The organism is Prevotella pallens (assembly GCF_900454935.1).
In the GTDB taxonomy this organism is placed as follows: Bacteria; Bacteroidota; Bacteroidia; order Bacteroidales; family Bacteroidaceae; genus Prevotella; species Prevotella pallens.
On the sequence record NZ_UGTP01000004.1, the window covers coordinates 68,616 to 90,119 of the forward strand.

A 21,504-nucleotide genomic window follows, 5' to 3' on the forward strand; every position below is an offset into this window, starting at 1 on the left:
TCTATGGTTTTTAGCCCTTTCCTGAACTTTATTCTGTTGCAGAAATGTTGCGTTTTAAACCGTCGAATTTGACGCGTTTTACAGCCGAGCCTTTGAAAAGTGCGCGATATTGTTCGATGGTAAGGTTGTGCCAATCGGCTTTTGTCATAGCAAGTAACTCAGATTTAGGTTGGAATTCGGGTGTAGTATTGGGTGTAGCAAACTTGTTCCAAGGGCATGCGGTTTGGCAACGGTCGCACCCATAGATGGTTGTTCCCATTGTTTGTTTTGCTTGTTTCGATAGTTCGCCACGGTTTTCTATTAGCTGATACGATAAACAACGCTCACTTTCAAAGTTCTTTCCCTCGCATATTGCACACGTGGGACAGGCATTTATACAACGTTTACATCTACCACAGCGGTTCGGCATAGGCACATCGTAGCTGTCAAACTCGTATGGTAAGAATATTTCTCCCAGGAAAAACATTGAACCAGCCTTAGGAATAATGAGCTGATGGTTCTTTCCTATCCACCCTAAACCAGCTTTTTGTGCCCAATAACGTTCCAAAACGGGAGCTGTATCAACGAAAATGCGTATTTCGCCTGTTGGTTTTTCAACCTCGTCAGTATCAAATTTATTTGCGATAATAGTAGCAAGCTGTCGCAACTTTGTCTTCATTACATCGTGATAGTCTTGTCCGTAGGCGTATGCAGCAAGCTGAAACTCTGTAGCAGCCATAGTTTTTGCAGGTGCATAGTTCATTGCGAGTGAAACAATAGTCTTTGTTCCCGGTACAAGTAAGCAGGGGTTAAGTCGTTTTTCGGTGTAGTTTGCCATATAATCCATAGTGGCTTGACTGCCTTTGCTTATCCACTGGCGCACAGCAGCGGCTGTTTCAGCATCTACAGGCATAGCTTGTACAATGCCACAAGCAAAAAAGCCGAGACTTTTAGCCTCAGCTTTAATCTCCTTCCTCGAATATTTTAAACTCATATCCTTCGTGTTTTAGCCACTCTAAAGCACGTGGCAAGGCATAATGAAGCTTGTCGATGCTCTTCAATGAGTCGTGAAACGTAATGATAGAACCATTGCGTGCATACCTACGAACGTTACGAAGAACATCGTGTCCCGTAAGCCATTTAGAATAATCGCGTGTTACAAGGTCCCACATAACCACTCTGTACTTTTGCTTTACCCACCAATAGACGCTATGACGAAGCCACCCATGTGGTGGACGAAAGTATTTAGACTTGATAAGAGCATTGGCTTCGGTAACATCAACAGCATAAGTTAGCGTGAAATGTTTAAACGAACCGAGATGGTGATAGGTATGATTGCCCACCAAATGTCCTCTTCGTACCACCTCTTCGTATAGTTCTGGATACTTCCTAACGTTGTCTCCTACCATAAAAAAGGTAGCTTTTGCCCCATATTTATCGAGTGTATCGAGAATGAAAGGTGTAGCTTCGGGTATTGGACCATCGTCGAATGTGAGATAAACGGAATGGTCATCGGGCGACATTCGCCACAATGCGTGTGGGTAAAGCCACCGTATCCAGCGTGCAGGTTGTTCTATAAACATACGTCAAAGTATACTCTTTGTGTTCTATTAAACATTTATATGAGTATTAAAATCTTCGTGTTTTGAGCACGAGAGAATTACTTTTATTGCTTTATACATATACAAATCTATAATGAGAAATATGCTTTAACTTATTTCATCTCATAGATTGGTTATGTTATAAATAGGTAGAGGCGGATAAAAATCCGCCTCTTTTACTTATTGCATCTTGCCTCCGCGTGCCTCGTAAGCCTTTAACATACCCATAAACTCAGCGTTATGAGCTTCCGCCCAGCGTGGATTGTTCTGCTTGTTTGCGTCTATATATTGGTATAATATCTGCAAATGCATTGCGCAAGAGCTCATACTGATATTGAATAACCGCTCTGACAGGTTGAGATAGTAGCGAATGTACTGCGCAGAAGTCTTCCACATTTCGTTATACATTGCCTCTGCCTTAGCCTTCTTTCCTAACATATAGTAGGCATCGGCTATTATTGGACCACCCTTTACATACGAGAATGAAAGTGGAAGATTATAAGTTGGCAACACCTTTTCGGCTTTTTCGAGCACTTTCAGTGCCTTATCTTTCTTGCCTTCCAATATTAAATTCATTGCCAATTGTGCCATTTCACGACGGTGTGTATAGCACATTCGCATTACAGTTTCGTCAAGATAGATACCTTTAGTAGCCACTCCTCCCCATCGGAACTTATTCATTACAAGGTTATAGGTCTTTTCAGTGTCGAAACTACCTCCTTTTCGTGTGTTGAAAGGTGTAATACGGTTCAGCAATCCTTCCTGTATAAAGTTGTCACCGAGGTTCATAAAGTTCTCACTACCCACAGTAATAGCCACATAAAGTGGACGAGTCCAGTTGCAATTGGCTATCATTTCGAGCATCATAATATCGTTTTTAAAGAGCTCTTCTTTACCTGCGAGCGAGATAACCATACGGTCTGGAATGCTATCGGTAGGCATCATCATACCACTTCGGCGTACTGCTGCCTTATCAATAGTCATATATAAGGTATCGGTAGGTATGACATGGAACTGCGAATCCTTAGCGCGTACCCAATATTTTAGTATGTTTTTCAGCTCGAATGGGTCTTCTCCGAACTGCTTCCGAGCCTCTTCTGGATTCTCTTTATACATATCCAGAACTTGCTGTTTTAGGTTTGGTCTCACTGGAATAGCCTCGTTTGTACCACTTATATAGTCGAGTCGGTTCCATTTTATAGGTACACTTGGCGATGTATAAGCAGGTCGGCGCATCTGGTCGATATACCAATCAGTTTGCAAATACGACAAGTTGCATACACGAGTATCGGTGCGTACGCCTTCAACATCTTGATTATACCATAGTGGGAAGGTGTCGTTGTCGCCATTGGTGAATACAATTGGATAGCCCTTTTCCTGCATAGAGTTCAGGTAGTTCTGTCCAAAGTCGCGACAAGTGTATCGATTTGAGCGATCGTGATCGTCCCAAGTCTGCGATGCCATCTGTATTGGTACGATGATAGATGCTATTGATGCAATGGCTGCAGCGGCTGTTCCAGACAGCTTTAGCTTCTTTAATCGGTCGTAAATGGCTAGAACTCCGAGTCCACACCATATAGCATAAGCGTAGAAAGAGCCTGCATACGAATAGTCGCGTTCACGCGGTTGTCCTGGCGTTTGGTTAAGATAGATGATGATTGCTAGTCCCGTCATGAAGAAAAGGAAGAAGATTACCCAGAATTGTTGTATACCTCTGCGTCCTCTCCATGCCTGCCAAAACAGACCAAATATACCAAGTAAGAGTGGCAAACAATAGAAAACATTGTGTCCTTTGTTTGTTTTTAGCTCATCGGGCAGCAAGTTTTGATCGCCATATAGCATATTATCGATGAAAGAGATACCTGTAATCCAATTTCCATGTTCGGGTTCTCCGTATCCTTGTACGTCGTTTTGGCGTCCAGCAAAGTTCCAAAGGAAGTATCTCCAGTACATAAAGTTGCACTGATAAGATAGGAAGAAGCGTATGTTTTCCATCTGTGTAGGCATCTTAACGCCGTCAACGTCGTGTCCTTCAATGCCTCCCATAATCTGTTCGTAGTCTTGTGCGTGTGCATTATCCCACATACGAGGGAAGAACATATTCTGTTCGAACACCTGAGAAGTTTTGTTTCGCACCAAGAAATATGCATCTGGTTCGTTTGGCGATGCCTTTTCTTTACGTTCGTAAACTGGTTTGCCCTGTTTAATTTCGTAGTGTCTACCGTCCTCTGCTACCTTTGGTTCACTGGTATAAGCCTGTCCGTAGAGTAGTGGATGGTCGCCATACTGGTCGCGTGCAAGGTAGTTTCCAAGCGTAAAGATATCTTCTGGCGAGTTCTGATCCATAGGAGGGTTAGCTGTTGAACGTATTACTATCTCTGCGTATGATGAATATCCTATTATCATCATAAGCATACAGAGCAGTGCGGTGTTCTTTAAGCGAGCCGAAATAAGCAATTCTTTGTTGCGTTTCATATTCAGAACGAAGTAGAAAGCCACTAAGATTATGGCTCCAACAATGAATGCAGACCAACCGTAGCCTACGAATGGAATACCAATAAGGGCGAAAGCCGTTAAGAATGCAATGTTCTGTCGGCGTAGATTGCTGTCCTTATATGTTTCGGCAATTGCCCAAATGAAGCTTCCTATGAGTAGTAAGATATATAGAATGGTACCTGTGTTGAACGGCATTCCGAGTGTATTGGTGAACAAAAGCTCGAAAAATCCGCCCACAGTAATAATGCCTGGCACCACGCCATATAGCACAGCGGCTACCAAAACAATTGATATTGTGAGAGCTACAAGCGACCCTTTGAGGTTGGCATCGGGCACACGCTTATAGTAATAAACCAGTACGATGGCTGGAATACATAGTAAGTTGAGCAGGTGGACACCAATAGAAAGACCTGTCATATAGGCAATTAGCACCAACCAACGGTCTGCGTGCGGCTTGTCGGCATTGTCCTCCCACTTCAAAATCAGCCAGAACACTACTGCGGTGAATGCCGATGAGTAGGCGTAAACCTCGCCTTCGACAGCCGAAAACCAGAAAGTGTCGCTGAAGGTGTATATCAATGCGCCCACCATAGCAGCCCCTTCAATGGCAATTATCTTGCCTAACGAAATGTCTTCACCGTCTTTTATGATGAGTTTACGGGCTAGATGGGAGATAGTCCAGAATAAAAACATAATACAAGTTGCCGATAATAGCGCACTCATAGTATTCACCATGCGTGCCACTTGGGTAGCATCGCTTGCAAAATGCGAGAAAAGATTGGCGGTAAGGGCAAAGAATGGTGCCCCGGGAGGGTGTCCTATTTCGAGCTTATCGCCTATTGTTATGAACTCGGGACAATCCCAAAAGCTTGCCGTTGGCTCAATTGTGGAACAGTAAACAAAGGCAGCTATCAAGAAAGCAAGCCACCCCAGCGTGTTGTCCACTAGTCTAAACTTTTTCATTTATTATATATATAATAATGTGTAAATTACTTTTAGCTACTTGTTAGCCTGCTTATAAAAAGCAGTTTACCCACTTATGCAAAGTAGGGTACAAAGGTAATACTTTTATTTCAGTATATTTTAAAGGTCTTATAAAAATAAGTTAAAGTTGTTAAATCGTTCTTTTTGAATTCAAATAGAATATTAGAGTATTGGAAATTATACCCACAATGGGGGACGAAAATGTATGTACGATGGAACAAATGTACGTATTCTATGAAACGAATATACATATTTGATAATGTAAGGATACGGGCGCGATGAATTTGCCCCTACGCCTGACGGGGTGTTCGTTGCGAGTTTCGTTGGTGGGAGTTGTGTATTTGCGGATTGTTCGTTGTGTGTTTCTTTGGTGAATGTGGTGTATTTGCGGATTGTTCGTTGTGTATTTCGTTGCGTGAATATTGCGTTATTCCAATTTGTTCGCAATATTTTGGCAGTTTGTAAGCAGCTGTAGGGGCCGATTTATCGTGCCCACATATTCGTATACATCCACGAAATGTGGTATGAAAATGCGTGTACGATGGAACAAATGTACGTATTTTATGAAACGAATATACATATTTGATAATGTAAGGATACGGGCGCGATGAATTTGCCCCTACGCCTGACGGGGTGTTCGTTGCGAGTTTCGTTGGTGGGAGTTGTGTATTTGCGGATTGTTCGTTGTGTGTTTCGTTGTGTGAATGTTGCGTTATTCCAATTTGTTCGCAATATTTTGGCAGTTTGTAAGCAGCCGTAGGGGCCGATTTATCGTGCCCGCATATCCGTATACACCCACGAAATATGGTATGAAAATGCGTGTTCGATGGAACAAATGTACGTATTTTATGAAACGAATATACATATTTGATAATGTAGAAATACGGGCACGATGAATTTGCCCCTACGCCTGTCGGATTGTTCGTTGTGTATTTCGTTGCGTGAATGTTGCATTATTATAATTTGTTTGTAATATTTTGGCAGCCCATTTGTGGCGTATTGTTTGTGTATTTATGGTTTATTTGAATAGTGGGGCAGGACTTCTGTTTTGCAAGATGATGGAGTGCGTTTTGTAAGAATAGTGCCGAAGAAAAACGAAAGTGGGGTTTTGACATTGCAAAAACCCCACTTTTGCAATGCAAAAATAGGGTTTTTATCGTGCAAAAACCCATCTTTTGCAACACAAAAAGGGGGTTTTTGGTAAGTGGTTAATATTTAGATGGTTACAGCTTCTATATATTTTAAAAAGTTATGGTGCCACACAGGGGGTAGTTTTGTTGTGTATGGCTCACGTTTAATGTGCCTTACAGGGTGGTTGTACTGTTTATTTCATGTGCCAAAACCTTTGCTGCATGCTCGCCCATAGCCTTGTATCCTTCTGGGTTAGGGTGCAACCAGTCGCCACTTTGCCACTCTTTGCGTAACTGTTTGGGGTGTTGTGGGTTGCGCATAAGCTCATCGAAGTCTATGAAACCATCGGTTTCGTGTGTTGTTCTTATCCATTCGTTCACGGTTTGTCGTGCCTTTTCGCGTGCTTCGTTGTAGTAACTTTTGCACCCTTCAAAGGGTGTTATGGTGCCCATATATACTTTTAGCCCGTGCGCATGTGCTTTTTTCGTCATTTCTTTATATGCTTCTATCAGCTGACGTGCCGTTTCTTCTGGATTTTTAGAAGTACCAATGTCGTTTATTGCCTCGAATATTATAACAGAATGTAGTCCGTGTTGTCCAAGAATATCACGGTCGAAGCGTTCTTTTCCGGGTGTTCCTAAGCCAACAGACAGTATTCTGTTGTCGCCAATACCCAAATTTAGCACTCCTGTTTCGGCTTTTTCGGGTGTGTTAATGGCAGCCGAGAAGAAGTCGGGCCATCGGTTTTGTGCATTGTTTGTGCTTGCTTTGCCATCTGTAATGCTGTTGCCGAGTATGGCAATGGCTGTTGCTGTGTTGCTAAGCACCTCTATTCCTGCAATGTTAAACCAGTGTTCTTCTTTGAAAGCTGTGCGAAAACTGGTGTCGGCATTGGCTTTTCCTTTCAGAATATAGCTTGTTGTGCGCGACCCCATGTGCACTGTTGGTTGTTTAGGAGCCTTTATATAGTTTATGGTAATGGCTATTTTGCTTAGCGGTTGTAGTTCGAACTGCAATTCATCAGAGTATATTGCTTTTCCTGCTGGTAGGGTTACACCGTCTTTACCACTGAACTTAAGATAGCTAACCTTGCCTTTGCGTATGTCCGAACCGTTTTCTGCTTGTGCAATATATACGCTCTCTATTTCTACGGGTGTAGTAGACAGTTCGTTACTTAGCTTCAATCGTATTGTTTTTCCACCTATACTCACTTTCACAATCTGCCTTACAGCTCTGTTATTCATCTGGTTGTTGTAGGGCATAAACCTTTTATCTACTGTTTGTGGGGCACAAGCCCATGTGCCAACCCAGTGTTCTTGTTGTGCGAATGTGGCAATACCAAATAGCAACAATAGTGCTGTTAGAAAGTTGCGTGTATACATAATTCTGAATAGTTTATTGTTTTGATGCCGACAAAGTTACGAAATAAATTCAGATGCGTGTAGAGTTTGCATTATTAAAAGAAGGGTTTTAACCTCAATTGGCTGTTCAATAATAAAACAAAATAAGGCACAACTCTAATTCGTAATTTGGTTTTAAGCAGTGCACAAATGCTTTTTAGCCCACTATAATATACAACGAAGGGAGTACAAACCACTTGCACTCCCTAGCCACATAGATAGATACTCTTATCTAAAACAATGAAAAAATTAAGTATATTGAACCTTTTTAGAATTCTTAAGAATAGGAAAGAAGTAGCAGGAGTGCCCGCAATGCACTCCGTTTCTAAGCAGATTATGGCTTTGCTACTATCCTTCCGTTTACGATGTATAGGCCTTTTGGTAGCCGATTGAGTTCGGTTGAAAGGCGTGCACCACCAATAGAGTAGATGTTTTGTGTGGTTTTGGTAGTCCGAATGGTGTGTTTGTCAATGTAAGCAGGGTCGGTTGTGATAGTAATCCAGTCTGTTATGGTTTTCTCCGAACCATCTACGAGCGAGTAGCACGTACCATATTGGTCGGTAAATTCCTTCCAATGCGTGCCAGTAGGTACCTTTAGAGCGCAGCCTTCCAATAGTGGTATGCGTGTAAAGTATGCCATACTGCCTGCAAACGGATATTTATCATCGCCGTTTCCCTTTACTTTGATGTTACAACGGTCGAACTTCCATTCGCCGAAAGAGAAGCCATTGATACCCGCATTTGCCTCTATGGTGCACTGACTAATGGTTACTGAGCCGTGATTTTGGAATGCTTGACGACTCGCTTTGTCCTTTGCTTCAATGGCACCGTGTAGGTTTAGGGTAGCATTTGGTCCAACGACGCTCAGCGAACAGTCGTCGTTGTTATATATAGTATTACTTAGTTGGGCCGTAATATTGTTAGTTCCAACGAGCTGAATAGTTACGTTGTCCATGAAATTTAGTATTCCATAGTGTGCGTTTGTGCTTATATTGGCATTCTCTAATGTAAGTATGCGTGTTGCAGGGTCGAACTTTACGGTGCCTTCTACACCTGGAATAGTTGTAAGGTCGTTGCAATTGTCCAGTGTTATAAGCTTTCCTGCAATCCATATTTGGTATGTTGTGGGTGTAATGGTTATAGGTTCTTTTAGCAGTTTGCCGTCTTTGCCTATTCCTCCAAGCTCTTCATCGAAGTCAGCATCCGTAGGCTGACTTATTTTGCACCCCATTAGTGTAAGATATTTAAAGCACCCTATCGAGGCAATATTCTTACCTTCGGCTGTTACGGTGGCATATTTTATGGTTAGTTTTTCGTTGTTTTTACCATCTTCGCCCACTATTCCGTAGTTTAATCCTCGTGCGTTCAATGTGCATGCATCTATTATTAAGCTGGTAGCATTGGCATAAATGGCATCGCCTTGCATATTTTCCACGTTTAATGTACCACTTCCTGCAATTTGCATAGGCTGTGTAAACTGTATGGTAGAGGTAAAGTCTGACCGCATTTGATTCTTTCCTGCCACCCTAATGGTTAGTCCTTCGAGGGTAGAATAGATAGCATTGGCATTTCCTCCGTCTATTTTTGCGTTCTTCAGAAATAGGGTTTTGTTTTCTGCATCGTATTTAACACTACCTTCTACACCAGGTATAACGGTTAAATCGTTACAGTTTTCTGATGTAACCCACGTGCCTGCAATGGCGAAATCATACTTAGTTTGTGCCTTTAGCTGCTGTGCGAGAGCTAACAAAGCAACTATCGCAATAACAATGGTTGTGTTTTTGGTTCTCGTTAGTAGATAATTCTCCATACTGTTGTATGCCTTCCCTGTTGAAACTCTTGTGGAGTAACGCCGTGTCGGAGGCTTGGGCGTTGGTTAGCTTATAGGCTTTCCAGTGTTGTCTGTACCCGATTTAGGTGATAGTGGGTATAACACGGTTGTTTGGTTCTTTTGCTTTTTTCTTTTATTTAGTAGATTTATGCAGCAAATTTAAGTAAAAATTATGATACAACCTAATATTTTTCACAAAAATTTTATACTACTTTCATTTTTCTAAATATTGGCTATTGTTTATGTTTCTTTTAGCGATGACTTTACTGTAGTGTGGTTTCTGTTTTTCAAAAGTATGGTTTTTACATTGTAAAAGTATGGTTTTTGTTTTTTGAATGTTGTGTTGTTGCAATCCGTCAGCAACATTATTGGCAGGCTGTCAGCAGCTGTAGGGGCAGATTTATCGCGCCCGCATATCGGAAGACACCCATAAAATGACGAACGGAAACACGTGTGCGGTGAAATGGATATGTGTATTTGTTTATGTCAGAATACGGGCGCGATGAATCGGCCCCTACGCCTTACGGGGTGTTCGTTGCGTATTTCATTGGTGGGAGTGGTATATTTGCGGATTGTTCATTGTGTGTTTCGTTGGGTGAATGTTGGGTGTTTACGGAGTGTTTCGTGGTTATTTCGTGGGTGTTCGTTGCATTATTAACAATCCGTTCGCAGCGAAATGGCAGGCTGTTAGCAGCTGTAGGGACAGATTTATCGTGCCCGCATATCTATATTCGACATGCATTTGCAATCCGTTTGAAACACATTTATGTAATGTTCGCAACGTGTTCGTTATCTGTGTGTTACATATTCGCCGTGTAAAAGTATGGTTTTTGCGTTGCAAAAGTATGGTTTTTGGCGTGCAAAAACTACCTTTTTGGCTTACAAAAACCACCTTTTTGACCTGCAAAAAGTGGGTTTTTGTATCTTCGTAAAATACATCAGTATTTTTATAGATATAAATAAGGAATATGAAAGAACTTATAATAAATTCATAAAAATGGTATACAATAGCCTAAAACGGCAATCTTGCCATTGTGTTTTGTATATATTTGATATATGATGTAAGGTTAAATAAACAGTGTTTGCATAAATATAGAAATATTGTTTGTACCATTTTGTATTCTCTTACTAATTGTTTTAAGTTGTAAGCATCTTCCTTTTGAATTACGTTAATATTGCTTTCATATTTTAATTTGCAAACGATTGCATATAAAAATATGCGAAAATAGATAATTGTATATAGGTTATTTCGATGTTCGTGCGTATCTTTGCACACAGAAAGACTAAGATAAAGAAATTTAGTTATTAGGTAGATAGGTTTTTTTCATGATAATTATTAACAAGTTATTTTGCTTAAAGAAGATAGAAAAGTAAATGAAACATTTAGAATACTTCATGTAAATAGTTTTTCATAGGTATAAATTCAGATTATATTTTTGGTTCAACGGGGCTCGTAGGCTGTGAAGCAAGCGAGTCCTTTTTGTATATATGGTGTATCAATTGTAGGGGGAGATAATAACAGTTGCGAGCTTTTATAAAAACTAAAAGCAATATGAACTAAGATGTATTTAGGGTTTCGCGTTTGCTAAAATGTACTCAGTATCTATGATATTCCTAAGAGTGGAAACAGAAAAAGCCTCCCTCTTGTATTGCGAAAAGGGAGTTTTTACTCTCCAAATAGACCATAGATACCAACGAAATACACAACGAACACTCCGCCAGCCGTAGGAGCCGATTCATCGTACTCATATTTTCGTTTAACCATACTAACACATTTTTGTTTCCACGCCCGCATTTTCGTTTTATCGAATACACATTTTCATTTCACCGAATATATATATTCACATCATCGGATACGCATATATTCGTCATCGTACACGCATTTTCGTTCCGCATTTCGTGGGTGTATATAGATATGTGGGCACGATAAATCGGTCCCTACAGCAGCTTACAGACTGTCAAAATATTGCGAACGAATTATAAAAATGTAACATTCACGCAACAAAATACGTTGCGAACACTTCGTAAATACGCAACACTTACAGTGCAGAAATGCCGATATTGTATTGCAAAACTACTGTATTTGTAAGACGATAGTAACCGTACGATTTGTAGAAACGTCTAAAGAAGTATTGCAAAATTACTGTAATTGTAAGACGATAGTAACAATATGACTAAGAGAGTGTTGCGTTGTTGCTATTTGTGTGCTACGTTATAGCAAGCTGTTTGTGGCTTTAGGGTGTCTTTTTATCATGTTCTTTTATCTAAAAACGCACGTATATAGCCCTGTATATTGTACCCCCTGATAGGTTGTTTTTCCTAATACGATTCCTCGTTGTTAGGGAATGTTTGCGCTTTTACACACTTCATATAATCGCCGATTCCATCGGTCATACACTTTCTAATATTGGCAAACTGACGTAAGAATTTAGGTTTGAAACCTTGTGTCATACCCATTGCATCGGCATAAACCAGCACTTGCCCATCGGTTCCACTGCCTGCGCCAATTCCAATAGTGGGAGTTTTAATCTGCTTAGACACTTCGGTAGCCAATGCTTGTGGTACTTTCTCTAACACCAAAGCACACACACCAGCCTCGTCTAATAGTTTAGCATCGTTCAAAAGTTTGGTTGCTTCCGCCTCGTTCTTAGCTCTTAAGCCGTAACCACCGTACTTATGTACGCTCTGCGGGGTTAAACCAAGATGTCCTACTACTGGTATTCCAGCCGCAATAATAGCTTTTACGGTGGCAACAACCTCGCTGCCGCCTTCTAATTTTACCGCATCTACGCCGCTTTCTTTCATTATACGGATAGCATTGCGCACACCTTCATCTCTATTAACCTGATAACTACCAAACGGCATATCACATACTACAAAGGCATGGGTACACGCTTTGGCAACAGCTTTGGCATGGTAAATCATCTCTTCTATAGTTATAGGCAACGTATTGTCGTTTCCGCACATTACGTTCGAAGCCGAATCGCCAATCAATATGCTGTCGATGCCAGCCTCATCAAATATTTTTGCTGTCGTAAAATCGTAGGCAGTAATCTGCGCAATCTTCTCTCCAGCCTTCTTCATCTGCCGAAGTGTTATTGCAGTTATTTTCTTTTTATCTGTTGATAAATAGCCCATTACGTTGTTTATGTTTTATTGCTGTTCTGTTAATTTATAGCCAACGAAGTTTGGTATCACTTCTTTTGTAAACTCTTTAATGCTTTCTACCGAATTGGTAGTAGCCAATCCAACAACTCGTGCCTTAGCCGCAACACCTGCACGAAGCCCATTAAAGCTATCCTCAAACACTACACATTGAGTTGGTTCTACACCCAATGCACGTGCAGCAGTGATATATCCATCGGGCGAAGGTTTACTTTCGTGGAAGTCTTCTGCTGTAAACACAGCATTAAAAAGCTGTTTAAATGTGGGGTGTTGGTGGTAAACATTTTCCATTTTAGCTTTATTGGAACTTGTTACTATAGCGGTTTTTATGTCATTTTGCTTCAACTGTTGCACAAAGTCCACAAAGCCATCTACGAATGTGTAGGGCATTTGTTGTTCGTAGGCGTCCAGTCGGCGTGTTATTTCCGCTTGTTGATTGACTTGTTTAGCAAAATAACGATTATAAATTTGGGCGAGAGTCTGTCCTTTAATCTTTAATTCTAAACCTTGTTCGGTAGGATAAAACTCGTTAAATATACTCTTCCAGAACTCAGTATAAAGTGGTTCGGTATGGAAAACCACACCATCTAAATCGAAAAGACACGCCTTTATCATTTTCATTATATTATTATTATCGTGTGCAAAGTTACGAAAGTTTTTTTGTAACTTTGCCAATTGATATGGTAAAGAATATATTTACAGCAGTTTTAGTTTTTGTATTGGCTTGCTTTATGGCTATAGGTTGTACAAAGAAGCAAGCAAAAGTAAAGGCAATTGTACCCACCAGTACAGTTAAAATAGACACTATTATTTGGTTTAATAAAGATGCTGCGTGTAAAATACACATTAACTATGTGTATTTAAAAGGTAAACAGTATGCCACAGCTAACGATTCGTTGCTTAGAATGGGCACTTTGCAACCCAATTACTTTGCAACAAGCTACGAAAAACTTACACCTCAGCAGGTAATAGAACGTTTAGTGCAGAACTATGGTAAGGAATATTTAGACCTTGCACGCTGGTTAAAAGACCGAGAACACGCTGCAAGTCAGCTGGATTGGGCACTTAACATAGATACGCGCATACTTTCTGGTAAGGAAAACTATGTGGTTTACATATCGAATATATCTATTAAGACAGGCGAAACAATCACTAAATATTCGCTTTGCTTTAATATCGATCCAAAAACTGGTAGGCAAATAACGCTGAAAGAGACCTTTGGCGACGATTACAAAGCAACTTTGGCGGAGAAAATAGTGGAACAAATGGCGAAAAACAATGGTTGGGATAACGACGATGTGTCTGAAGCGCAAGCCAAAGGTTACTTTGTAGGGATAAAACCCTATCCTTCAACCAATTTTATTCTGTACGACGATTCCACAACATTTATATATTCGCCAGGAGAAATTAATCCTAACGAAGTGCGAGTAACCATAGAAAACTAACGAAAAATATAGATATGTCAGACATTATAACCAAATATTTTCCTCAAATAACAGCTCAACAGCAAGCGCAGTTTAACGCTTTGTACAATTTGTATGCCGAGTGGAATGCAAAAATAAATGTTATTTCGCGTAAAGATATAACTAATTTATACGAACACCATGTGCTTCATTCACTTGCAATTGCCAAGTTTATAAATTTTAGAGACGACACAAATGTGCTCGACTTTGGCACTGGTGGTGGTTTTCCAGGCATTCCTTTGGCAATAATGTTTCCCAATGCAAACTTCAAAATGATAGATGGTACAGGCAAAAAAATTAAAGTTGCCACTGAAATAGCCAATGCTATAGGCTTAGAAAATGTGCTTTTGCAACACAAGAGAGGCGAAGAAGAGAAAGGAAAGTTCGATTTTATTGTGTCGAGAGCCGTGATGCCACTACCAGACATGATGAAAATTGTGCGCAAAAACATTGCTAAAGACAACCATAATGTGGTGGAGAATGGTGTAATAGTGCTGAAAGGAGGAACACTCGATGAGGAATTGAAACCCTATAAAAAGGTAGCTATTCAAGAAGAACTATCGCAATGGTTTGAAGAAGCGTGGTTCGAAGAGAAGAATTTGATATATGTTCCTCGTGTTTAGTATGTTTATTACAAGCATTAAAGTAAACTATAACACTCAAAAAACAATATTTATATGATACAGATAAAGTGTTTTGTGTTCAATATGATAGAAGAAAATACCTATATAGTATGGGACGACAGTCTGGAATGTGTAATCATTGACTGTGGTGCTTTCTATGAAGAAGAACGCCAAACAATAGTGAATTTCATAAAAGAAAACCATCTTAAACCCGTACATTTGCTGACAACGCATGCACATTTGGACCATAATTTCGGCATAAACACCATTAACGATACGTTCGGACTGTTGCCAGAGGTGTCTGAAAAAGACGCTCCTGCTTTGCGTTCGCTCAAAGAACAGGCGCAAAATATGTTTGGAATGCAGCTAAACTACGACTTCCCACCTGTTGAACACACCTTTAACGCTGGCGAAATAATAAAGTTTGGGCATCACGAACTAACGGTTATAGAGTGCCCAGGACACACCCCCGGTGGTGTAACATTCTATTGTAAAGACGAAAAAGTGGCATTTACAGGCGATACTCTCTTCCGTGGTAGTGTAGGAAGAACCGACTTTGCGGGCGGTAGTATGTTTCAGCTGATTAGTAGTTTACGAGAGTTATCGCAGCTTCCCGACGATACTGTGCTTTACCCAGGGCATGGAGAGCAAACAACAATGGGCTACGAACTGGCGCATAATCCGTATATGGATAGATAGAAATATGACAACAGCGCAGCAAAATCCGTCTAAAATCATATTAGGCATAGACCCCGGTACTAATGTTATGGGCTATGGCGTTATCCGTGTACACGGTAATAAGGCTGAAATGGTGGTGATGGGAGTTATAGATATGCGCAGAGAGAAAGACGTTTATCTACGTTTAGGTAAAGTTTTTGAACGCGTTACAAGTATAATAGAAACCTATTTACCCGATGAAATGGCTATAGAAGCTCCCTTCTTTGGTAAGAACATACAATCTATGTTGAAGTTAGGGCGAGCACAAGGGGTGGCTATTGCAGCCGCAATACAACGCGATGTGCCCATACACGAATATGCTCCATTGAAAATAAAAATGGCAATAACAGGCAATGGTTCTGCTTCTAAAGACCAAGTTGCGGGTATGTTGCAACGTTTGTTGCACTTGCAAGACAGCGAAATGCCACAATTTATGGACGCAACCGATGCTCTGGGTGCTGCCTATTGCCACTTTCTGCAGTCTAATCGTCCTAATTCAGATGCTAAACACTATGGATCGTGGAAAGATTTTGCACTTAAAAACAAGTCGCGCATTAGTAATAAATAACATAAAACTCTATAAAAAATAAGCGTTTTGTACGGTTTTAAGTTATAAGAGTTGTACTTTTGCACAAAGATAGGTATAATTAGTAAATATAAATAACACTATTTCTACATTGTTGAATAGCAATTAAGACGATGCGAAAGCAAGAACAAACATTATAAGATAGTTAAAATAAATAGTATTAAACAATAACGATAACAATTAAACTCAATAACAATGATGAATTTAAAAAAGGTAACTATGGCACTTGTAGCCATCTTGTTTACAGCCACTGCTTATGCTCAAACACCACAACGCGTATACGACCAGATTTATAGAAGTTCATATAAAGTGGCTTCAGATAAGTCTGAAGATACCGAGATTCGTAAGATAGCATCGTTTAGAGTAGACGCAATATCTTACTTAAAAACCAAGACGCTGGAAGCATTGTCTGTTTCCGACAAGGAATTAACGGGTAAAGAAGTAGCCCATCTGAATGCACAGTTAGACTCAATGGCATATTATATGTACGACTTCGTGAACCTTTATCTAAAGAATTATGCGAAAGCAGGTACCGATAAAGACAAAAACCGCATAAAAAAGATATTCCGCGATGCTAGTATAAACAACCCATTGTATGGCGATAAGGACGATGAAGTGGTATTAGCATACTACAATCGTGAGGATTATCCTACGCAATTCTCCCTCGATACCAATTGGATTGCTGCACTCGAAGAGGTGAAAAGAGAGTTAAAGTAATACTTTAAGTATATTAGCAAAACATTTAAAGACTTATAATATACAACTATCAATAAGTCGTTTCTTAATATACAGCGGACGCTTCTAACAGCGTCCGCACATCGAAAAACATACATTAAGCCAACTATATTCGTGTAAACAATTTGTTGTGATACTGTTTGTTACAACATTTCATTAAGTTTCTACTTTTGTTTACAATAATAGCCCCAGACCATACATATAGTCCTCTCGCATAACCATAAATGCAAGTTTAGTAGAAACGAAGTTGGAAGGTTATAAACAGTGCTTATTTGTTTATTCTCAATAAGATAGAACATCTTAGATATTTAGAAAAATCTGCTAAATACAGTTACTTTCTTTTCAGATATCTATCACGCTTGTTTCAGATATCTGTCAGTAACGTTTCAGATATCTGTCAGTAACGTTTCAGATATCTATCGCATTCGTTTTAGATATCATCAAGAAACACCACCCATATAACGCTATATTATAACACCTAAAATATACCCATTCAACAGAAGATTTATAGAATACATTATATAGAATGTTTTAATTAATGTATTCTTACAACTTGTTGAACAGCAATATGTTGTTTGTTATTCAATTATATATAATTAAGACTTACCACAATAGTTCTTTTTGCCGAAAATTCATCACCTTTTTTCTGCTGAGCTGCATAAATGATAGTTTTTATTCCATTTTGTTTGCATTTTTAAAATAATATTTATACATTTGCAAACAAATACTACCATTTGTTGGCAAATATTATTTTAAAAGCATATATACGTCTACGTCTTGTTATATATAGAGGTGGAAAAATAGAGGTATCGCCGTAGAAAGATACAAATATGTGCGCATAAAAAGCGCAAATGCCAATGTATAGAAACGGGAATAACCTAAAAACTGTAGAACTATCTAATAATTAATAAAAAGAATACATACGATGAAAAGACTTTTTACTACACTCTTTGCAGGTATAGCTCTGCTTGTTAGCCTGCTTGCTGCGCTACCTGTAACGGCACAAACAGAATATACTTTGTACGGACATCTTGTTGGCACAAGAGAGAATAATGGTATCTATAAGTTTACAACAGCATCTACATCTAACTTTACTGAAGTGCAAAAAATACCATATACACCCGACTATGGCATTGTGAAGGTGAAAGACCGCTACTATTTTTTTGTGAAAGACGACTCCGATTATGGTGCAGATATGTATGTGTACATCTACAACGCCAACGATTTCACTCAAATAACACGCCACAAAGTGCCTGCCGACATGGTATCTATAGGTTGTCCGATAGCCTACGATGAAACAACAGACAAGGTATATTCAGTCTACAAAGATGGTTCAACCTATAAGCTCTGCACCCTCGAACTAACCAAACACGAACGCAAAGAGGTGGGCGTATTGGGCAACAACATTCTCGCAATAGCCTTTAACAAAGAAGGAAAACTATACGGAATAAACTCAGCAGGTAGGGTAGGAGAAATCTCAACAACCGATGCTACATTCACAGAGATACTCTCTACGGGCATGAATCCGCTTTATCAGCAGTCTGCAGCCTTCCCCGCAAACGACAATAACACCCTTTATTGGGCAGCAACGCTCGACGATTGGGGCGGAACACCGGGCATTTATAAAATAGACCTAAAGGCTAAGACCAGCACAATGCTACGCGAATTTAAGCACGAAGAGGAATTTGGTTGCCTCTGGGTGGGCGATAAGATAGTGAATCCAGGTGCTCCTGCAGCGCCAACAGATATTGTTGCCGACTTCGCAAATGGCGATTTGAAAGGCAAAATAGGCTTTACGGCACCTACAAAAACCTACGACGGCCAGCCTCTTACGGGAGCTTTAACCTACAAGGTGCTTGTTGATGGCGTGGAAAACACCAGCGGCACCACACAGGCAGGACAGGCTATCACAGCAGAAGTAACCACAACGCAAGGCTTACACAGCTTTGCTGTTATTGTGATAAATGCAGAAGGCGATGGCGACAAGGCAGAAATAAAGAACATTTACGTGGGACACGATACACCAAAGCAGGTGAAGAACGTGAAACTAACACAAGGCGAAGATATTAATAAGCTGATATTGACCTGGGACGCAGCCACAGAAGGAATGTACAACGGCTACGTAGATCCAACAGAAGTGAAATACCAGGTGCGCAAAATGCCTTCAGGCGAAATAGTAGATAATGCTGCCACATCGCCATATACTTACAACGTTACACAAGAAAAGGCTGAAAAGTGCTTCTTCGATGTTACCCCTTACATCGACGACGACCATAAAGGCATTCCAACAGCATCGAATAAGATAATGATAGGTAAGCCTTTCGAAGAGCCTTATACCGCAACTTTCGATACTAACGACGAGGTATTGCTCTTTACTACTGAACATCTTGGCGACGGAAACGCCTATTGGGACTGGGACAACGACTACAAATTCATGAAGATATATAGCTCTTCATCTCCTAAAAACGACTGGCTGTTTACACCATTCATAGCCGTAGAGAAAGACGCAATATACGAATTGTCGTTCGATATACGCACCATCGGCACCGAAAAGTATGAAGTGATGTACGGTTTACAACCCGAATCTGCTGCTATGACCGAACAATTGGTGCCTGATACACAAGAAGACACAGACAAGTTTGCTCCGCGCATTGTTGAATTTACAGCTAAACAGACGGCACCAATATATATTGGATTCCATGCTAACACTACCGATGTAGAGAAAGGAATGAACCTTTACTTAGACAATATATGCTTAAAGAAGATAGGAACAACTGGCATTAACAGCGTATCTGCCCTTGCAGCCGATGTCAGCCTACGCATTGCCGATGGAGGAATCTATGTTCTTGGCGTTGATAACTATATCAGCGTAGTGCGCATCGACGGCACTCACCTCTTTAGTGGCGCTGTTAAAGCTGGTCAGCCCATCGCCCTCGAAAAGGGAATCTACCTTGTGCGCACCGCTAAAGGCACACAAAAAGTGGTAGTAAAGTAAGGTTTAACCACACAGTAGCTGTATTCTTTTAATGCAGTAACCCACTTTTGAAGGGGCTTCACCGCTTGGTGGAGCTCCTTTTTTGTTTGATGACCTTCCTGTTGCCTACAGTTTTCCTATTATTCATGGTCCTTCTAATTTCCATCAATCCCATTGCTACACCGAAAAAATCGTTATCAACAATACCATTATATCACAAATAAACATTATCTTTGCACACACAAAAACAAAACGTATGGACACAAAAAACAAACAAACACTGTGGCAATTAGTTAAGCGATGCTTCAATGTAATGCCCGATAGAGCCTCTGAAGACAACATAATAGCACAGATAACCGAAGGTGTAAACTTCCAGGGAGCACCCTTATGGATACTTATTCTTGCTATCTTCGTCGCTTCCTTAGGACTCAATGTCAATTCAACAGCTGTCATTATCGGTGCCATGCTCATCTCGCCACTGATGGGACCAATCATCGGAATGGGCTTAGCGATAGGAATAGCCGACCTGAATTTGTTCAGGAAAGCTATCATCAACTACCTCATTACCACCATTCTCAGCGTTGTTACAGCTACCATTTACTTTTCCCTTTCGCCTATCACAGAAGCACAATCAGAACTTCTTGCACGTACATCGCCCACACTTTACGATGTGTTGATAGCACTCTGTGGCGGTGCAGCAGGTATTTTGGCAGTAGCTACAAAAGGCAAAAACAACGTGATACCGGGTGTTGCGATTGCTACTGCCCTAATGCCACCACTCTGTACGGCGGGCTACGGACTTGCAATGGGCAACATATCTTACTTCTTGGGTGCCTTTTATCTTTACTTCATCAATACTGTTTTCATCGCTTTCACCACCTGCGTGGGCGTTCGTTTAATGCACTTCCATCGTAAAAAGATAGTCCATCAGGAGAAGTTGAAGTATGTAAACTACTGTATTGCAAGTATTGTTATCATCACAATGATACCTGCTGGCTACATGACATGGCAAATTATTAAGCAGAGTGTCATCGAAAATAACGTCGAAAGCTTTCTGCGCAACGAAATAAAAGACAAAGGAACTTACATTCTTTCGCACACTTTCGACAAAGAAAACAAAACGTTGGATGTTATTACAATAGGCAATTCTATTTCTAATAGCAACGTTAAGAAGGCACAGGAAGCCCTGTCCGACTATCAGTTAGCCGACTATCGACTTCGCATTATACAAGGTGCTAGTGCTGATAGTCTTATGGCTATGCAGCAAAAGAAGCGCGGTTTGGTAGCAGCAGGCGAAGGAACGTCTTCCGATTTGAAGGAACAAGTGTACCAAAACGATGCCTTACAGAAGCAGTTAGCGGCTTATACACGTTATCCGGAGTTGGCTAAAGAGATGAAACAAGAGCTGAAAGCCATTTGTCCGGAAGCTAAAAGTATAACCCTTTCGCACACTTCTGAAGTCTTTGTAGATACTGCTCTCACCCAAAAATACGTGCTTGCGGTGATTAAAACCAACAAAACACTTCCTGCAAACGACAAGCAACAGCTTTACAAATGGCTTAAGGTGCGCATAAAAACCGATAGTCTTCAGTTGGTGGTATTGCCACAATAGGGTTGCTACAGAAGCATAACGAGAGCTTCGAAACAACTTTGTTTACCCCCTTACACCCCTTGCGTAAAGATGCAAGGGGTTGTTTTTGATTTGTTATCTCCCAAATATTGAAATCTTAGCGTTTCTATATCGTTAAATAAGTTTACCCCTTCGTCTTCCTCCCTTATCGCTCTACCATAACCTCACATCATTTCTTTCATTTACCGC

At 40.4% G+C, this 21,504-nt stretch carries 14 protein-coding genes; 7 read left to right on the forward strand and 7 right to left on the reverse strand.

Going from position 1 to position 21,504, the window contains the following annotated elements; genetic code table 11:
- Positions 1–28 precede the first annotated feature (28 nt).
- The 7 genes from queG to DX009_RS11765 form a co-directional block, all read right to left on the reverse strand.
- Positions 29–973 carry a tRNA epoxyqueuosine(34) reductase QueG gene (queG, locus tag DX009_RS11730; RefSeq protein ID WP_115084212.1) on the reverse strand — a complete coding sequence of 315 codons (945 nt, stop codon included), beginning with the start codon at positions 971–973 and terminating at the stop codon, positions 29–31.
- On the reverse strand, positions 942–1,562 hold the full coding sequence (locus DX009_RS11735; protein ID WP_006045989.1) for a polysaccharide deacetylase family protein: 621 nt from the start codon (positions 1,560–1,562) through the stop codon (positions 942–944). The genes queG and DX009_RS11735 overlap by 32 nt, the downstream gene beginning before the upstream one ends.
- Before the next feature lie 198 nt (positions 1,563–1,760).
- Positions 1,761–5,039: a protein O-mannosyl-transferase family gene (locus tag DX009_RS11740; RefSeq protein WP_115084213.1), complete on the reverse strand. Its 3,279-nt coding sequence runs from the start codon at positions 5,037–5,039 to the stop codon at positions 1,761–1,763.
- Between the two features lie 1,325 nt (positions 5,040–6,364).
- A complete protein-coding gene (locus DX009_RS11745) occupies positions 6,365–7,573 on the reverse strand; it encodes an SGNH/GDSL hydrolase family protein (protein ID WP_115084214.1) in 1,209 nt (402 codons plus the stop codon).
- Between the two features lie 352 nt (positions 7,574–7,925).
- The gene (locus DX009_RS11750; RefSeq protein WP_115084215.1) at positions 7,926–9,401 is read right to left on the reverse strand and encodes a hypothetical protein; all 1,476 of its coding nucleotides are present in this window, start codon (positions 9,399–9,401) and stop codon (positions 7,926–7,928) included.
- A 2,340-nt stretch (positions 9,402–11,741) separates the two neighbouring features.
- The gene (panB, locus tag DX009_RS11760) at positions 11,742–12,560 is read right to left on the reverse strand and encodes a 3-methyl-2-oxobutanoate hydroxymethyltransferase (protein ID WP_115084217.1); all 819 of its coding nucleotides are present in this window, start codon (positions 12,558–12,560) and stop codon (positions 11,742–11,744) included.
- A gap of 15 nt (positions 12,561–12,575) precedes the next feature.
- Positions 12,576–13,208, reverse strand: coding sequence for an HAD family hydrolase (locus DX009_RS11765; protein ID WP_181792370.1), 633 nt, complete (start codon positions 13,206–13,208; stop codon positions 12,576–12,578).
- Positions 13,209–13,267: 59 nt separating this feature from the next.
- Here DX009_RS11765 and DX009_RS11770 point away from each other — a divergent pair, with 59 nt between their 5' ends.
- The 7 genes from DX009_RS11770 to DX009_RS11800 all read left to right on the forward strand — a co-directional run bounded on the left by DX009_RS11770 (position 13,268) and on the right by DX009_RS11800 (position 21,297).
- Positions 13,268–14,032 carry an RsiV family protein gene (locus DX009_RS11770; RefSeq protein ID WP_115084219.1) on the forward strand — a complete coding sequence of 255 codons (765 nt, stop codon included), beginning with the start codon at positions 13,268–13,270 and terminating at the stop codon, positions 14,030–14,032.
- Between the two features lie 14 nt (positions 14,033–14,046).
- Positions 14,047–14,673 (forward strand): 16S rRNA (guanine(527)-N(7))-methyltransferase RsmG, encoded by a 627-nt coding sequence (rsmG, locus tag DX009_RS11775; RefSeq protein WP_115084220.1) that lies wholly within the window; start codon positions 14,047–14,049, stop codon positions 14,671–14,673.
- Positions 14,674–14,727: 54 nt separating this feature from the next.
- Entirely contained in the window at positions 14,728–15,372 is a 645-nt protein-coding gene (locus DX009_RS11780; protein WP_006046001.1) for an MBL fold metallo-hydrolase, read from the forward strand.
- Positions 15,373–15,376: 4 nt separating this feature from the next.
- Positions 15,377–15,958: a crossover junction endodeoxyribonuclease RuvC gene (gene ruvC, locus DX009_RS11785; protein ID WP_006046002.1), complete on the forward strand. Its 582-nt coding sequence runs from the start codon at positions 15,377–15,379 to the stop codon at positions 15,956–15,958.
- 213 nt (positions 15,959–16,171) lie between these two features.
- Positions 16,172–16,693, forward strand: a complete 522-nt coding sequence (locus DX009_RS11790) for a hypothetical protein (RefSeq protein ID WP_006046004.1) — start codon at positions 16,172–16,174, stop codon at positions 16,691–16,693.
- A gap of 943 nt (positions 16,694–17,636) precedes the next feature.
- Positions 17,637–19,706 (forward strand): choice-of-anchor J domain-containing protein, encoded by a 2,070-nt coding sequence (locus tag DX009_RS11795; RefSeq protein ID WP_115084221.1) that lies wholly within the window; start codon positions 17,637–17,639, stop codon positions 19,704–19,706.
- 235 nt (positions 19,707–19,941) lie between these two features.
- Entirely contained in the window at positions 19,942–21,297 is a 1,356-nt protein-coding gene (locus tag DX009_RS11800; RefSeq protein ID WP_115084222.1) for a TIGR00341 family protein, read from the forward strand.
- Positions 21,298–21,504 lie beyond the last annotated feature (207 nt).

Excerpts from the sequence above, each read along its gene's own strand:
- queG (WP_115084212.1), bottom strand. The coding sequence starts at position 973 with ATGAGTTTAAAATATTCGAGGAAGGAGATTAAAGCTGAGGCTAAAAGT.
- DX009_RS11735 (WP_006045989.1), bottom strand. The coding sequence starts at position 1,562 with ATGTTTATAGAACAACCTGCACGCTGGATACGGTGGCTTTACCCACAC.
- DX009_RS11740 (WP_115084213.1), bottom strand. The coding sequence starts at position 5,039 with ATGAAAAAGTTTAGACTAGTGGACAACACGCTGGGGTGGCTTGCTTTC.
- DX009_RS11745 (WP_115084214.1), bottom strand. The coding sequence starts at position 7,573 with ATGTATACACGCAACTTTCTAACAGCACTATTGTTGCTATTTGGTATT.
- DX009_RS11750 (WP_115084215.1), bottom strand. The coding sequence starts at position 9,401 with ATGGAGAATTATCTACTAACGAGAACCAAAAACACAACCATTGTTATT.
- panB (WP_115084217.1), bottom strand. The coding sequence starts at position 12,560 with ATGGGCTATTTATCAACAGATAAAAAGAAAATAACTGCAATAACACTT.
- DX009_RS11765 (WP_181792370.1), bottom strand. The coding sequence starts at position 13,208 with ATGAAAATGATAAAGGCGTGTCTTTTCGATTTAGATGGTGTGGTTTTC.
- DX009_RS11770 (WP_115084219.1), top strand. The coding sequence starts at position 13,268 with ATGGTAAAGAATATATTTACAGCAGTTTTAGTTTTTGTATTGGCTTGC.
- rsmG (WP_115084220.1), top strand. The coding sequence starts at position 14,047 with ATGTCAGACATTATAACCAAATATTTTCCTCAAATAACAGCTCAACAG.
- DX009_RS11780 (WP_006046001.1), top strand. The coding sequence starts at position 14,728 with ATGATACAGATAAAGTGTTTTGTGTTCAATATGATAGAAGAAAATACC.
- ruvC (WP_006046002.1), top strand. The coding sequence starts at position 15,377 with ATGACAACAGCGCAGCAAAATCCGTCTAAAATCATATTAGGCATAGAC.
- DX009_RS11790 (WP_006046004.1), top strand. The coding sequence starts at position 16,172 with ATGATGAATTTAAAAAAGGTAACTATGGCACTTGTAGCCATCTTGTTT.
- DX009_RS11795 (WP_115084221.1), top strand. The coding sequence starts at position 17,637 with ATGAAAAGACTTTTTACTACACTCTTTGCAGGTATAGCTCTGCTTGTT.
- DX009_RS11800 (WP_115084222.1), top strand. The coding sequence starts at position 19,942 with ATGGACACAAAAAACAAACAAACACTGTGGCAATTAGTTAAGCGATGC.